Below are 13,326 nucleotides of genomic sequence, written 5' to 3'. Positions count from 1 at the left end.
ATTAGGGAGCGTAGTCATGTCCGGTCGATCCGAACCGTTTGAGGTGCTGCCTGGGGAAGGCATATCCGAGGCGCGCTTCGGCGAGTCGCGATCCGTCCATCGAGAGAGGCTAGGCAATCATGTTGCGTTCGAGCGATTTCCGGGGTCGGTCCTGGACTCGTACTACGACATGACTCTCATCCTGGCGTACGATGCGAATAACCGGCTCATCGAGATCGACATATCCGATTCGATCGAAGTGCTTTGGCGTGGGATATCGTTGGTTGGAAGACCGCTAGGGGAGGTGTTGAATGAGCTCGCGAATGAGGGGTTCCGTCCGGACGTGTTCGAGCTGGAGTCGTTGAAGTTTAGTGAACTGGGGCTAAGTCTCTACACTCCGGCAGTCGAAGAGCTCGAAGAAGATGTCAAGCACGTGATCTTGGAGCCTAGGGGCTAGCGCGCGACGGCGGGAACGCCAACGAGGCCTTCGGTGTAAGCATCCGAATCGGATGCTTCGCCGGAGGCCTCGTTATGTATTGAGGTGATCTCAACAAGCCGCTGGGTGCGTCTTCAGGTCAGATGCCAGCGGATGATTGGACGACAGTAGGGTCACAAGAGGCAGGCAAGAAGGCCTTCATCACCTTCACCGTCGACACCGACGGAAAGGACGGGTCGAAGACCGGAAGCGTCACATCCACCGACAACCACCTGATTTGGCTGCCTGACACTGGCATGTGGGTCGAGGCCAAGCAGCTCAAGCCCGGCATGTGGCTACAGGCGGCAGCGGGGACCTGGGTCCAAATCACCGCAGTCAAGCGCACTGTCAAGCACGAACGGGTTTACAACCTCACCGTCGACGGCCTCCACAGCTATTACGTGCTTGCCGACAATGAGCCGGTCCTCGTCCACAACGTCGATGAGGAAGATGTCTGCCGGCTGACCTTGGGTGCGGGTCCTTTCGCAAAGGAAGGCGTGGCCACCACGAAGAGGAAGGTCACCAGGAGCGATCCGGAATACGTGGATAATCAAATCAACGGGATTGTGAATGGGTGTCACACGTGTGGCCGGAGGACGCCGGCGACGAAGAATGGTGAGTGGGTCTCGATCATCAACCCCCGGTTTCTTCGGTGCCCGCCAACAAGCCGTACCATGGGACTGGATATCCGCAATGCGCGCGAACGGAATGTCAGCGTAGGCAGGCAGGAATTATGAGCCAGCTTTCTCAGGGGAACTATAACTTCCCGCCCATTCGCGAACTGGTTGACGCAAGGCATCTCAACCTGATCCAACTGTGACGTAACTGTCGTTGGAGGGATGGACTTCGTAAAGGTCGGATCGGCTGCGGGTTCTGCGGCCGATCCGACCTTCCTTTGCATGTCTACCGCTCCTAGGTTGCGATGGCGCGGTTGCGGAGGCTGCGGATGCCCCGAATCTTAGGTTCAGCCCGAACCCGGTTGGCTTTCTGGGTTGGTCTACACTGGCCGTGGTCGCGTGTCTGCTGCCTGAGGACCGGGGTGCTTGATGGATGACTCTGCAAGAAGGCTTTCTCGGGGCATTTCGTGCGTTCGTCGGCAATGGGCTGCTCATTTTCAGGGATGTAAACTCGATCGACGCGCATGTCGATTATGCGTGGGATTCTCTCGTCCATGCTGCTCCAGACTCTGTTTACGTCGGGGTTCAAAATCCCATCGACGGGCCAGTGCTGGTTGACCTGTATGAGGAGGGCTCCCCGGAGTTGGCAATCGACGGAGCCGTATTGTTTGACGGGAACATTTCATCTTTGCAGGGCCAATTCTTTCTCCATGACCCGCTTGAGGAGGTCAAGTTGCAGGTGACGACCGACCGTCCAGGTCAGGCGCGTTTACTGATATCGGCTGACGAGGATTCGGCGCCTGCTGTGCTTCGTTTTCAGATCTGGTACTGACTCAGGGCCCCGGCAAAGTCGTGACGGTGTCTGACTTGTGTTGCTTGGAGTAGAAGCGCCGTTGGTGGTGGCAGCAAGACGGGCATGACCGGTTCAAAAGATCATCAAGGTTGCTGCGCCATGCTGATCGCCCGAAGTGAGTTATGCCCGCGCTGCCATCATCGCTGATCTCGTCCCTGTCCTGCGCACCGGCTCTGACCGTTGTCGAAACTGCTGGTGGGCTGCCCGAAGCACTCGACGGTCTGCCTGATCCACGGGCCCGGCGAGGTGTCCGGCGTCGGCTGACAGTCGTGGTCACCGCAGCCGTGTGTGCTGTGGCCGCCGGCTACCGCTCGTACGCCGCGATCGCCGAGTGGGTCGCCGATGTTCCGGCGGCAACGGCTCTCGCCTTGGGCATGACTGCCGACCGGCGCCCATCGGAGGCGATGATCCGTCGGCTGTTGCAGGCCATGGACCCGCCCACTGACTGCGGCGATCAGTGTCTGGCTCGCCGGCCGGGCCACCGCCACCACCTCAACGGCCGGCCGGGCGATCGCCGCCGACGGCAAGACCCTGCGCGGCTCCCGCACCACCGACACCCCTACCCGGCACGTGATGACTGCCTGCGACCAGGCCACCGGTGTGGTTCTGGCCAGCATCGACGTCGACGGCAAGACCAACGAGATCTTCCGGTTCGCGCCGCTGCTCGACCAGATCGGCGACCTGCGCGACACCGTGATCACCGCCGACGCCCTGAACTGCCAAACGCGAGCACGCCACCTGCCTCGCCGAACGCGGCGCGCACTGGATCCTGACCGTCAAAGGCAATCAGCCCCACCTGCACGCCCAGCTCACCGCACTGCCCTGGCGGGGCGTCCCCGACGCCGCCCGCGACACCGACCGCGGACACGGCCGCCGCGAGATCCGCAGCCTGAAGATCCTAACGATCTCCACTGGCATCGACTTCCCGCACGCCGCCCATGCCATCCAGATCCGCCGCCGCAGACGCCGCCTGGACCAACCGAAACGCTTCACCGCCGAAACCGTCTACGCCATCACCGATCTCCGCGTCTATTAGGCAAAACCGGCGCAACTGGCAGCGTGGACCCGCGGGCACTGGTCGATCGAGATCAAGGTCCACTGGGTCCGCGACGTCACCTACGACGAGGACCGCAGCCAGATCCGCACCGGCACCGGACCCGAGGTCATGGCCGCTTTACGCAACGCCGCGATCGGCCCCCTGCGCCTGAGCGGGGCCACCAACATCGCCGCCGCCAACCGGCATCACGCCCGCGACAGCACCCGCCCGCTGGCACTGCTCGACATCACCTGACGACTTTGCCGGGGCCCTGGGTTCGCCCCGCTCCGGAGGATGCGACCGACCCGGAGCGGAGGACCAAAGTGGTGGACGCGGAGGGGGCGAGGAGATCACCCGCCAAGACCTGATCGACTACAATATCGGCGTAAACCGCGACCCCAGCAAGCCTACTTCTCTCTGCTCCTACTGCCGACAGAACCCTGCCGAAGCCGTTGACCATGTCGAGCCGAGAATTCACGGCGGTGACAGGACTGACGCAAATCTCACACCTGCCTGCAGGCGGTGCAACAGTTCGAAGAAGGACAACTTTGTTCCGTACAACCCCACCCAAGGGGTACCGGGGCACGTGGCCTCCTACGCACTGGTCCGACAAATGATCCAGGAGTGGTTCATGCTCCACCCGGGTCGACAATAGCCGTGAGGGGAAGTTGGATGGTTGAGCCAATCTTCATCGTCCATAACAATCCGACCGGACGTCAAGCGCCTTACTATATTGCCAATGTCGACCTCGGTTATGCGGGGCTGGATGGTCAGGTTGAGCAGTTGTGGCTCAATGAGTTGGGTGGCGGCCTGTTCCGTGTGGCCTGCATACCGTTTTGTGCGTATGGCCTGTCCTACCTGGATGTCGTCACCCTTGACGTGGATGGCGGATACGTGGAGACGGTACACGAGCGGTCTGGGCATCGTGTGTTGCGCGCCCTCCTTGGGTGGCCTGCAGATAAGGAATCGCTTGCGCAGCTCCAAGCGATCTTAATGTCTACTGCTGATCGACTCAATCTCGGCTATGAATTGAATGGTGACCGATTCATAGCTTTTGACATCCCCAGTGAGGTGACCGTTGATCCACTTCTGGAAGCTTTGAAAACCGGAGCCAGGAAGGGAGACTTCAGTTCGAATGGGCGGACCACCGGTCGTTTTGCAGGTCTTAGCCTCGCGCCTTCATGGAGGCTCGTTGTGGTGCAGGGTCGCGTCCAAGGGGCGTATTCACTCCTGACGGGCGGGCTGTCGTCGCGCCGTCGAGCGGGCCAACGCAAGCTGCATGAACGCGATCGACCAGCAGAGGGAGATGGCTGGCTCGACGTTGCGTCGCGGGTCCGACCGGTAGCGCGATGCGGTGTGCTGAGCCCGGGCGCCTGATCGAGAGGGCGTCAGCCGAGTGGTTGCCGCCCTACTCGTTTGGACTTCGCACCTACGGCGACCCGGCGGTGCCGGTGTCCGTTCCGCCGGCGCCATCAAGGCGACAACGCGACCACCTACCGCAGCCAAGACTGAACAGCGGAATACGTGAAGCAGGAGGCGGAAAGTCCTTCGCCGAAGCGTGATCCGGACGGGAACGTCGCGGGGTTCACCCCGCTCCGGAGGATGCGACCGACCCGGAGCGGAGGACCACCACGGCCTACGACAAGGTCGGCAACGTCCGGACCGTCACCAAGCCGCAGGGCAACCTGACCTCGACCGTCTGCGCTACGGCGGGTTGCGGGCCGGGTGCAGAGAGCCACCAGGGTTGCGCGGCTCGTGCAGAAGCAACGCCTGGAGTCAGAATTGTTGGATGGGGCTAGACAATGGCAACACTTTGGGACCGGGAATTATCCGATACGGTGGAAAAGACGCTGGAGAAGCTTCCGTCCAAGGCGCGGCTGGAGTTGGTGCTTCAGGTGCTGGAGTGGACGCGCGACGCGCTGCCGTCGTTGAGCCGTGCTCTCGTGGCCGACGAGGCTGGCAAGACCGTCGATGCTGCCATGGACTTGGTCCGCCGCTCCGTCTCTGGAGCAGCACCGGGAGATTCCACGGAAGACGTGCTGGACGAGCTGTTCGAGTGGTCGGACGACCTCAGGATGGAAAGACTTTGGCAGCTGTTCAACGCGTTGACATATTGCGTAGGAGTGCGGGCGGATGACGCGACAGCCGAGATGGCCTTGGAGGCCATGTCAGCCTGCTACGACGTGATCCGGGACGGCGAGCGCCTGCCGGAGTTCGCCGTCGGAACGCCGGAGGAGGAGGTGCTTGCCGTCGAGCGGGCCAACGCGAACTGCATGAACGCGATCGACCAGCAGAGGGAGATGGCTCGCGACGCGTTGCGTCGCGGGTCTGACCGGTAGCGGGATGCGGGTGTGCTGAGTCCAGGCGCCTGATCGAGGAGGCGGCAGCCGAGTGGTTGCCGCCTCCTCGTTTGGACTCCGCACCTACGACGACCCGGCGGTGTCGATGCCCGTTCCGCCGGCGCCAACAAGGCGACAATAAGCCTTTTCCAACCCGATCTTGCAGGTCTTGAACAGTGTGCGTAGCCCGGGGATCGATGAGGGCGAGGCTCCAGGTAAGACAGCACATCGACCAAAACCCCATGCCCCAACACGGGAGCCTCGCCTGTGCTGTCTTACCCGTCCACGTTCTCGTTGTCTAAAGGACGTCTCGTAACTCGGTGAAGGCGTTGCCTGGCACGGTGCTGGTGTCACCCGGCGAGGATGATGTTGTGTACGTGAACAGCTTCCAGCGCCCCTCTGAGACCCGTCACCATAACCGTCGGTTACCTTGGTCGCGAGCGAACTCGCCCCCGACAAGGGCCCTTGCGCTGACTCGACGACCTCGAGCTGGCACGACGCTAGCGCCGGCTACCTGACCGAGATCAGGGACGCCGAGACGGCCAGGAACGGCACGCCGGGCACCGCGTTGACCTACCAGCGCCAGCTCAACGGCTACGTATGGCGCGGCTGACGCGGCAGGCTATGGCTTGGCCCGTGAATTCGCAGTGGTCGGCACGACCACTTCCAGGTATGGGTTCTAGGTCTTCTTGAGGAGTGTGTTGATTTGAGCGTCCGCGGCGGGTCTCGCCTAGCCTGGCTTGTCGTTGGAGTAGCGTTACTGCTCGGCGCCGTTTACGTCGGTGCGGAGCGCGCGACGAGGTCGGGCGAGGCTGGGCGCGGCTCCGCCGTGCAGGGGCGAGACGCCCGTGCGTACGACATTGACAGCGGTGTCATCAGCCTTGATGAGGGCCTTCGTCGTGCGGACATCCGTTTGCCAAGCTGCCTTTATGATGATCTGCGATATGCGGCGGTGGACGACGGTTTCGGCTACTACTACAAAGTCTTTCTACGCCTAGAGTCTTCCGAGGAGTGCGTCAACAGGTTCTTGGCGGCTAACGGCATGCGTGGTCTGCTCCAAGCCGAGCGAATCGGCGGGCGTGATGCTGAGCGGCCGTTGAGCTTCCGCAGTCGTTGGATGGATGAGGGCGTGGTCACCGCGATGGGGTGGCAAATCGGGCCTGAGCAGCGGTTTCAAGAGTTCAGCGTCGGTAAACCGAACCTCTATTCGGTCCACGCACTTGTGCAGCACATGCCGGACTCGCAAAACATTTGGGCCTATGTCTACGTCGCCCATGGTGGGTGATGTTGATCTAGCCGTAGGGCGGGTTTCCAGCCGGGTTTCGATTGTCTTCTATTTTGGGGAGCGTGAATCGGCAAGTGATGCGGAGAATTATCTAAATGGACAAGATGTCCGTCCGGGCTACAACTTCTTCAGTCGGGTGGCTGCCTATGGGATGTCCCTTGGTCCGGCGAGCCCCTGCTCCGAATGCCTGATCATGTGAGGGCGCTGTCGGGATGGCGGGTCATCTCGGCATCGCTGCTGGTGACGTCGCTGGGGGTGGCGGCCTGTCAGGCCGCCACCCCCAGCGAGAGCGTGCAGCGATGTGCCCGAGGGCTCACCATTGACGAGTATGCCCAGACGCAGCAGTACGAGGACCGGACCTGGTTGGAAGTGGGATTCGTTGGTCCGGCATCGACAGGCGGAGCGGAGAAGGTGAGGCTCGATCCGGCCGGGGAACTGTCACTGGCGCCGGTTCCGCAGCGGCCGAGTGGCCCATATGTGGTGATTGCCGAAGGCGAGGTGCGGTTGGCGGCCGACACTTGTTCGGTCAACGTGAAGAAGTTGAAGCAGGATCTCGAACCGCCGGGACACCTGGGTCTCTCACCGGCACAGTCGGCTGCCGTGGCTGGCGGGGAGAGCGAGATGATCATCTTGATGATCGGCCCGGAGACGACCTGACGGGACCCTCTCGCAGTGCTCTAGGCCGTGTTTCATAACTTGATCGGTGTGTGGCGAGCCGTTGTTGGTCCTGGCACGGCGGGCCGCTCAGTGGTACGGGCAGTGCCGGATCGGACCGTGCGGGGTGGTGGACCTCCGGAGCTGCGTTTGACGATGGTGCCAGTAGCGAAGGGTAAGGAGAGCGGATGGCTGGGCGCTTCCCGCCTGACGTCGAGCGGGCGTTGCAGCGTGCCGGGTGGTTCTTGGGGCGGCGGGTGGAGACGGCGCGATGGCGAGCGGAGCTGGTCGGACTCGATATGCACCCGGCGGCAGAGGCATTCCTCGGCGAGTTCGGCGGTCTCGTCGTTGATGCTCATGGACCGGGACGGACGGCGGCGCGCACCCCGTTCGAGCTGAATCCGTCGCTCTGCGTCGGTGAGGAGGATCGGTTCCTGGCGTGGGGTGGCGAGACCGGACGATCGCTCTACCCGCTGGGCGAGTTGGACCAGGGTCGGTTCTTTCTCGGGATGGACGAGCGGGGCGTGATTCTCCTGGTCGAGACCTGGGTTGCCATCTTCGGACCAGGCGACCAGGGCCTGATTGCCCTGTGCGAGGGAACGATGCCTACGCAGCTACACGCGGGCGGCTAGATCGACCGAGATTCTGACTTCTGAAACACGGCCTAGAGGTGGTTGGTCGGGTAGTGGCGTGCATCTTCGTACGCCACTACCCGCTCCATAGGATGCGACCCGGGCCCACGTTCTGACGTGTAGCAGGAAGGAGGCTCCATGGGTGAGGGCGAAGGCTCGGCGGCCGGGTACCCCGGTTTCGTCGTGATGCGACCGGCTCGCCTTCTGCCGAACGTCGGCACGCTCAAACGTATCGCCGTGGCGAAGTTGGCCGGCATTCGGATGGTCAGCGCCTCCTTCTCGGGGGACCGACTCCTGTTCCAGCCCTGGCTGACGGCCATGATCGATGAGGGCCCGCGTGTCTCCGTCACGGGGGTCTACCGGACCGACTCGCTGCCGGGACAGGAGTCGGAAGAGACCGGACTGACCTTCTGCTTGAGAAAGTCCACCTGGCTGCGCGACACCGACCTCGCCTCGGCGAGGAAGGCGGCCGACCTCAGGTCGTATCTGTCGAGCGATGCGCAGGTGGAGGACGTGTTCGCATTTGTCAACCGCAGTGCCGGTCTTGAGGTGGTCCGTGGCACGGAAGCATTCATCGCTGCCGTGGATACGGCCGAGTTGACCCTGCGTGCCGTCGACCGGGCCGATGCCCGGTGGGAGTTCGTCAGCATCAAGGTGGCTGGCGAGGTTCGTGCGCTCGGCGTCGAGTACTCGCCGCTGACGACATCCATCGATCTGATCGAGTCGGCGCTTCCCGAGTGGTTGGCGTCGGTCGACCGGGCTGTGGGTGTTCCGGGATTCGAGCCGGACGGTCCGCTCACGATCAGCATCGACCGATCGGTGCCGGAGCTCGTGGGCCAGACAGGATGACCGGTCCGATGTGACATGGAGGGTGGGCTCGCCGCTGCGGCGGGCCCACCCTTGTGTTTGTCTCTGCTCCACCAGCGGACGGTTGCTGGCGCCACGGGCTGTGCGGGGCAGCGGCGCCTCCATCCAGGGGCTGCGTGTTCACTGACCGCCGGCCCGTGACACGCCGATCCGGCCCGCTGGTGGTCCTTTCAGCTGCTTGGCAAACCGCCCGCTCCGGTGTGGACTGTTGGCGGCCTCCGGTGGCTGTTTCACGCCTGCGGCAGCGGGTATTTCGGCGGGTGGTCGGCCCGGGTTGATGCGAGGCCCGTCACCACGCGTGACGGATCGACGGGAGCGTTCTCCTGGTCGATCTCGTTACGATGACACGCCGCCCAAAGACATTGATGTTAGTCACCGTCTGTCGCTCCCTGTATGCCTTGTTCCATGCGGAACCCCCCACTTAGCCTGAGCGCGCTCAAGGTTCAACGGGGGAGCGGCACCATGAAACTACAGATTCGGCTTCTCGGCTGCGTGGAGCTGTGCGTCGACGGCCAGGTCGTCACACCCGGCGCGGCGAAGCGTCGCGCGGTCCTCGCAGGTCTGGCACTGGAGGCGAACCGCCCGGTCTCGTTGTCACGGCTGGCCGACATGGTCTGGCCCGACGTGCCACCCGCCTCCGCGGTGGCGAATCTGCGTTCCCACGCCGCCGGGCTGCGGCGGGAGCTGGGCGACCGGCTCCTCGCCCGCCCCAACGCGTACGAGCTGCGGCTCTCGCCGGACGAGCTGGACGTCACGGAGTTCCACCGGCTGGCGGGCGAGGGGCGGGCCCTGCTCGCCACGGCCGACCCGGCCAGTGCCGTCGGCACCCTCACCGCCGCACTCGCCCAGTGGCGTGGGGTGTCGGGCGACGGCCTGCCCCGGGGTACCACGCTGGACAACCGGTGGGCCAGCCTCGACGAGCAGCGCCTCCAGGTCTTCGAGGAGCTGGCCGAGGCGCGGCTGGCCGCCGGCGAGCACGGGCACCTCCTGCCCGAGCTGCGCGGGCACCTCGCCGCCCACCCGCTGCGCGAGCGCGCCTGGACACAGCTCATGCTGGCCCTCTACCGCTGCGGGGACGTTCCGGCGGCGCTCACCGTCTACCGGGACGCCCGGGCCACGCTCGACGAGCAGCTCGGCATCGAGCCGGGCGAGGAACTGGCCGCCCTGCACCGCGCGATGCTCGACCGGGCGCCCGAGCTGGCGTACACCCCGCCGCCCGCGCCGGTCACGGCGGCGACCGTGCCGGTCGCCCCGCCGCCCGCGGCGGACGCCGCCGGGGTGGCCCCGCGCCCGTCCGGGCTCGGCGGGCCCGCGGGCTGGGCGGTGCCCCGTGAGCTGCCGGCGGGCCTGGTGACCTTCGTCGGCCGGGGCCGGGAGGCCGCCGAGGTCGTCACGGCCCTGCGCGGTGCGACCCCCGCCGCCGTGGTCGTGACCGGCGCGTTCGGCAGCGGCAAGACCGCCCTGGCGGTACGCGCCGCGCACGTCGTCGCCGCGGACTTCCCCGACGGGCAGGTCTTCGTCGACCTTGGCGACCGGGCCACGGTGACGCCGGGTGAGGTGCTGGCCCGGGTGCTGCGCGCGATCGGGGTCGCCCCCGGCGACGTGCCGGCGAACACCGACGAGCGGGCCGGCTGGTACCGGTCCCTGGTGGCCGGGCGACGGCTGCTGCTGGTGGTGGACGGGGTCACCCGCGCCGCCCAGGTCCGCCCGCTGCTGCCGGCCGGGCCGGGCCCGGCCCTCGTCGTGGTCGGGCAGCGCCGGTTGGGCAGCCTCGACGGCGTGCGGCGGGTGACGCTGCGCCCGCTCGCCGCCCCCGACGCGCGCGAGCTGCTGGCGGCGCTCGCCGGCCCGGAGCGGCTGGCCGTCGACCCGGCAGCCACCGGCGAGCTGGTCCGTCTCTGCGCCGGATCGGTGCTCGCGCTGCGCGTCGCCGGCACGCGCCTGGCGGCCCGCCCGGGCATGTCGGTGGACGCCCTGGTCGGTCAGCTCGCCGACGGGCGGGAGCGGCTGGACCTGTTGGACTACGAGGACCTGTCGGTGCGGGCCAGCCTGAGCACCGTCGTCGCCGCCGTCCGCGCCGACGACGAGGTGGCCGGCCGCATCCTCGCCCTGCTCGGTGCGACGCCCGACGCCCTGCTCCAGCCCGAGCGGGTCGCCCGGCAGCTCGGGATCTCCGCCGCGCGGCTGCACCGCACCCTCGACGACCTGGCCGACGCGCACCTGGCCAGCCGGGACGAGCACGGGGTCCACCGGCTGCCGGCGCTGGTCCGGGAGTACGCCGCCGAACTGGCCGGCGAGCCGGCCCACGCGGCGCACCCGCTGACGGCGTGGCGGGGCGACCCGGTCGCCGCCTGAGGGGCCGCCGGAGAGTCCTGGCGCCCGTGCCTCAGGAGACCTCGCCGCGCACGATCGCCACCGCCACCCGGCAGAACTCGTCCATGTCCGGGTTGAATCCGGCGGCGATGTCGGGGTGCAGCCCCGAGCGCGTCTCGTCGAGCAGCCGCTGGCAGATCTGCTCCACCGGCTCGCCGGCGTAGCTGGCGCTGATCCGCTCCGTGGCGGCCTGTAGCGCCGAGGTCAGCTGGTCCTCCAGCGGGCCCTGCAGCTTCTGCTGCACAGGATCGAGCCCGCGGGGGTCCAGCGTGACATGTGGCTCCGACATCGGCGCTCCCTTCGTCGGCGTCCGCGGTACCCCACCGCGGCCGTCGGTCAAACCACGTGCGGTACGGCGGCCACCCGGACCTGGTACGAGAAGTCCTCCGCCGGCTTCTCCGCGTACGACAGTCGCCGGATCTGCCGGTCGTCGTCGTAGAGGGCGACGTCCACCAGGACGCCGAGGTGCGCCAAGCCGATGCTGGCCACCCGCTTCTTGTCCTGGAGCACCGCGCACACCCCGCCGAGCAGGGTGCTGGCGTCGGAGGTGCGGTGCCCCGGCGGGCAGCGCAGCACGAGGTCCACCTCGACCGGCCCGGACAGCGGGGTCCAGCCGGTGCGCTGGGCCGCGGCGCAGGCCGCCTGGAGCAGGGCGCGGACCCTCGTCGCCTGCCGGTGCCCGGCGGCGAAGATGGACAGCGCCTCGGTCCTGACCGGTGGCAGGCCGCCCACCTCGAACGTCAGGGCGAGAGCGCGGGCGTCCTGCACGACGGCACCTCCTCGTTGGGGACGATCCTGCCCAACCGGCCCGGCGGCGGAGGGGGATTCCCGCGAGAACCCACCGATCGGGGCGCTCCGCCGCCCCCGGGCGCCCGCCCGCCCCACCCCGTCGTCGATCATGAGGTTGGCCGGGACGAAACGGACGAGACGCACCGCCAACCTCATGATCGTCGAGGTGGGGCGCGATCTTGTTACGGTGGGGCCGTGGCGGACGGGGTGGGCGGCTGGGGGATGAGGTTCCTGCTCTGGCTGGGGCTTCCCCTCCTCGCCCTCCTCGGGCTGGGCCTCGGCGTGCCCGACGTCGCCCCGGCGTGGCGGGCGAAGTCCGGTGGCGGTGTGGCGGGCACGTTCACCGCGCTGCACGAGAGGTGCGGCCGCAACTGCGTCTGGCACGGCGACTTCGTCCCGGACGGGGGCGGGACGCCGCGGCACGACGTCGTCGTCTACGACGGGCCGGAGAAGCTGACCCCGGGGGCCACCGTGGCGGCCCGCGACACCGGCGCCCGCAGGGGCGTCTTCGCCGCGCGGGGCGGCGACACCTGGTTGCTCTTCACCGGGCTCGCGGCGGCCGGCGCGCTCGCCCCGATCGGCTGGGTGGTCCTGCTGGTACGCGCCATGACCAACCGGCGCCGGGCCAGGCCCGGGCCCGGGCCAGCCGGTCACCCCGTCTCGCGCGGGTGAGGCGCCCCCGACCGGGGATGGTCACGACGGTGCCGGCGAAGGGTCAGTGGCGGGCGCGCTTGACCTCGTGGAAGGCGGGCATCCGGATGAGGGGGAGCAGCGAGTCCCAGATCGTCAGGGCGTCGTCGGTGCCGGGGACCTCGGTCAGGATGGGGCCGTGGATACCCCGCTCGGCGCCCGGCACCATGAGCACCGGCGCGCCGATGTCCGGGCCGGCCGAGGCGTACGCCAGGGCGTGCGACTCGCGTACCGCCTCGTCCCAGCGGTCGTCGTCGAGTGCCGGCGCGGCGGCACCCAGGCCCGCCGCCTCGACGGCCGCGTCCACGATCGCCGCCGACAGCGGGTTGCCCGCGTCGTGGCTGCGGGCGCCGATCTCGGCGTAGAACCGCGCGGCGTCGTCGTGGCGGCCCTCGGCGCGCAGCGCCTCCACCAAACGCAGCGCCCGGCTGGAGGCGGCCATCGCGTCGGCGTGCTCCGGCGGTACCCGCCCCGAGTTGAGGATGGCCAGGCTGAACGCCCGCCACTCGATGTGCAGGCCCCGGGCGTCGGCGACGGCGACGAGCCAGCGGGAGGTGCGCCAGGTCCACGGGCAGGCGGGGTCGAGGAAGAAGGTGGCGTCCATCGGCCGAGCCTACGGTCGGCCGGGCCGGCCCGCACGGCGGTGATCCCCGCCACACCCGGCGATGTCGGCGCCGTCCCATCAGCGTCAGGTTTCGCAACTTCGCAGGTCGGGCAGTGTGTGGCCACGAAGCGTC

17 protein-coding genes and 2 pseudogenes are annotated in these 13,326 nt (G+C 67.1%); 16 read left to right on the top strand and 3 right to left on the bottom strand.

Annotation, left to right across the window (positions count from 1 at the left end):
* Window positions 1-16 precede the first annotated feature (16 nt).
* From AB0G08_RS02825 to AB0G08_RS02755, 15 genes and pseudogenes are all read left to right on the top strand, one after another.
* Entirely contained in the window at window positions 17-436 is a 420-nt protein-coding gene (locus tag AB0G08_RS02825) for a hypothetical protein (protein ID WP_358082164.1), read from the top strand.
* Between the two features lie 122 nt (window positions 437-558).
* Window positions 559-1,191 carry a polymorphic toxin-type HINT domain-containing protein gene (locus AB0G08_RS02820; RefSeq protein ID WP_358082161.1) on the top strand — a complete coding sequence of 211 codons (633 nt, stop codon included), beginning with the start codon at window positions 559-561 and terminating at the stop codon, window positions 1,189-1,191.
* A 313-nt stretch (window positions 1,192-1,504) separates the two neighbouring features.
* Window positions 1,505-1,903: a hypothetical protein gene (locus tag AB0G08_RS02815; RefSeq protein ID WP_358082158.1), complete on the top strand. Its 399-nt coding sequence runs from the start codon at window positions 1,505-1,507 to the stop codon at window positions 1,901-1,903.
* Between the two features lie 143 nt (window positions 1,904-2,046).
* Window positions 2,047-2,301: pseudogene (locus AB0G08_RS02810) on the top strand (transposase family protein); the annotation flags it as partial.
* Between the two features lie 64 nt (window positions 2,302-2,365).
* A pseudogene (locus tag AB0G08_RS02805) lies at window positions 2,366-2,578 on the top strand (ISAs1 family transposase); the annotation flags it as partial.
* A gap of 511 nt (window positions 2,579-3,089) precedes the next feature.
* On the top strand, window positions 3,090-3,215 hold the full coding sequence (locus tag AB0G08_RS02800) for a hypothetical protein (protein WP_358082155.1): 126 nt from the start codon (window positions 3,090-3,092) through the stop codon (window positions 3,213-3,215).
* Window positions 3,166-3,615 (top strand): HNH endonuclease signature motif containing protein, encoded by a 450-nt coding sequence (locus AB0G08_RS02795; RefSeq protein ID WP_358082244.1) that lies wholly within the window; start codon window positions 3,166-3,168, stop codon window positions 3,613-3,615. The genes AB0G08_RS02800 and AB0G08_RS02795 overlap by 50 nt, the downstream gene beginning before the upstream one ends.
* Window positions 3,616-3,632: 17 nt before the next feature.
* Window positions 3,633-4,337, top strand: coding sequence for a DUF4265 domain-containing protein (locus tag AB0G08_RS02790; RefSeq protein WP_358082152.1), 705 nt, complete (start codon window positions 3,633-3,635; stop codon window positions 4,335-4,337).
* Window positions 4,338-4,798: 461 nt separating this feature from the next.
* Complete coding sequence (locus AB0G08_RS02785) at window positions 4,799-5,299, top strand: hypothetical protein (RefSeq protein WP_358082149.1); 501 nt, start codon at window positions 4,799-4,801, stop codon at window positions 5,297-5,299.
* Between the two features lie 430 nt (window positions 5,300-5,729).
* On the top strand, window positions 5,730-5,912 hold the full coding sequence (locus AB0G08_RS02780; protein ID WP_358082147.1) for a hypothetical protein: 183 nt from the start codon (window positions 5,730-5,732) through the stop codon (window positions 5,910-5,912).
* A 216-nt stretch (window positions 5,913-6,128) separates the two neighbouring features.
* Entirely contained in the window at window positions 6,129-6,584 is a 456-nt protein-coding gene (locus tag AB0G08_RS02775; protein ID WP_358082145.1) for a hypothetical protein, read from the top strand.
* Window positions 6,585-6,767: 183 nt separating this feature from the next.
* Window positions 6,768-7,241 carry a hypothetical protein gene (locus tag AB0G08_RS02770; protein WP_358082142.1) on the top strand — a complete coding sequence of 158 codons (474 nt, stop codon included), beginning with the start codon at window positions 6,768-6,770 and terminating at the stop codon, window positions 7,239-7,241.
* A 185-nt stretch (window positions 7,242-7,426) separates the two neighbouring features.
* A complete protein-coding gene (locus tag AB0G08_RS02765; protein WP_358082139.1) occupies window positions 7,427-7,870 on the top strand; it encodes an SUKH-3 domain-containing protein in 444 nt (147 codons plus the stop codon).
* Window positions 7,871-8,008: 138 nt separating this feature from the next.
* The gene (locus AB0G08_RS02760; RefSeq protein WP_358082137.1) at window positions 8,009-8,719 is read left to right on the top strand and encodes a hypothetical protein; all 711 of its coding nucleotides are present in this window, start codon (window positions 8,009-8,011) and stop codon (window positions 8,717-8,719) included.
* 480 nt (window positions 8,720-9,199) lie between these two features.
* Complete coding sequence (locus AB0G08_RS02755; RefSeq protein WP_358082134.1) at window positions 9,200-11,092, top strand: BTAD domain-containing putative transcriptional regulator; 1,893 nt, start codon at window positions 9,200-9,202, stop codon at window positions 11,090-11,092.
* Window positions 11,093-11,123: 31 nt separating this feature from the next.
* On the opposite strand, the gene AB0G08_RS02750 is transcribed toward AB0G08_RS02755, so the two are convergent.
* Both AB0G08_RS02750 and AB0G08_RS02745 read right to left on the bottom strand, forming a co-directional pair.
* The gene (locus AB0G08_RS02750) at window positions 11,124-11,399 is read right to left on the bottom strand and encodes a hypothetical protein (protein ID WP_358082131.1); all 276 of its coding nucleotides are present in this window, start codon (window positions 11,397-11,399) and stop codon (window positions 11,124-11,126) included.
* A 47-nt stretch (window positions 11,400-11,446) separates the two neighbouring features.
* A complete protein-coding gene (locus AB0G08_RS02745; protein ID WP_358082128.1) occupies window positions 11,447-11,878 on the bottom strand; it encodes a hypothetical protein in 432 nt (143 codons plus the stop codon).
* Between the two features lie 216 nt (window positions 11,879-12,094).
* On the opposite strand from AB0G08_RS02745, the gene AB0G08_RS02740 reads away from it, so the two are divergent.
* The gene (locus AB0G08_RS02740; protein ID WP_358082125.1) at window positions 12,095-12,571 is read left to right on the top strand and encodes a hypothetical protein; all 477 of its coding nucleotides are present in this window, start codon (window positions 12,095-12,097) and stop codon (window positions 12,569-12,571) included.
* Window positions 12,572-12,614: 43 nt separating this feature from the next.
* Here the strand turns inward: AB0G08_RS02740 and AB0G08_RS02735 are convergent, their stop codons facing one another.
* On the bottom strand, window positions 12,615-13,193 hold the full coding sequence (locus AB0G08_RS02735) for a DsbA family protein (RefSeq protein ID WP_358082123.1): 579 nt from the start codon (window positions 13,191-13,193) through the stop codon (window positions 12,615-12,617).
* Window positions 13,194-13,326 lie beyond the last annotated feature (133 nt).

This window comes from Micromonospora sp. NPDC023644 (genome assembly GCF_040640115.1).
GTDB lineage: Bacteria > Actinomycetota > Actinomycetes > Mycobacteriales > Micromonosporaceae > Micromonospora.
The sequence above is the reverse complement of the archived record's forward strand: the minus strand, read 5'-3'. Positions and strand labels throughout refer to the sequence as shown.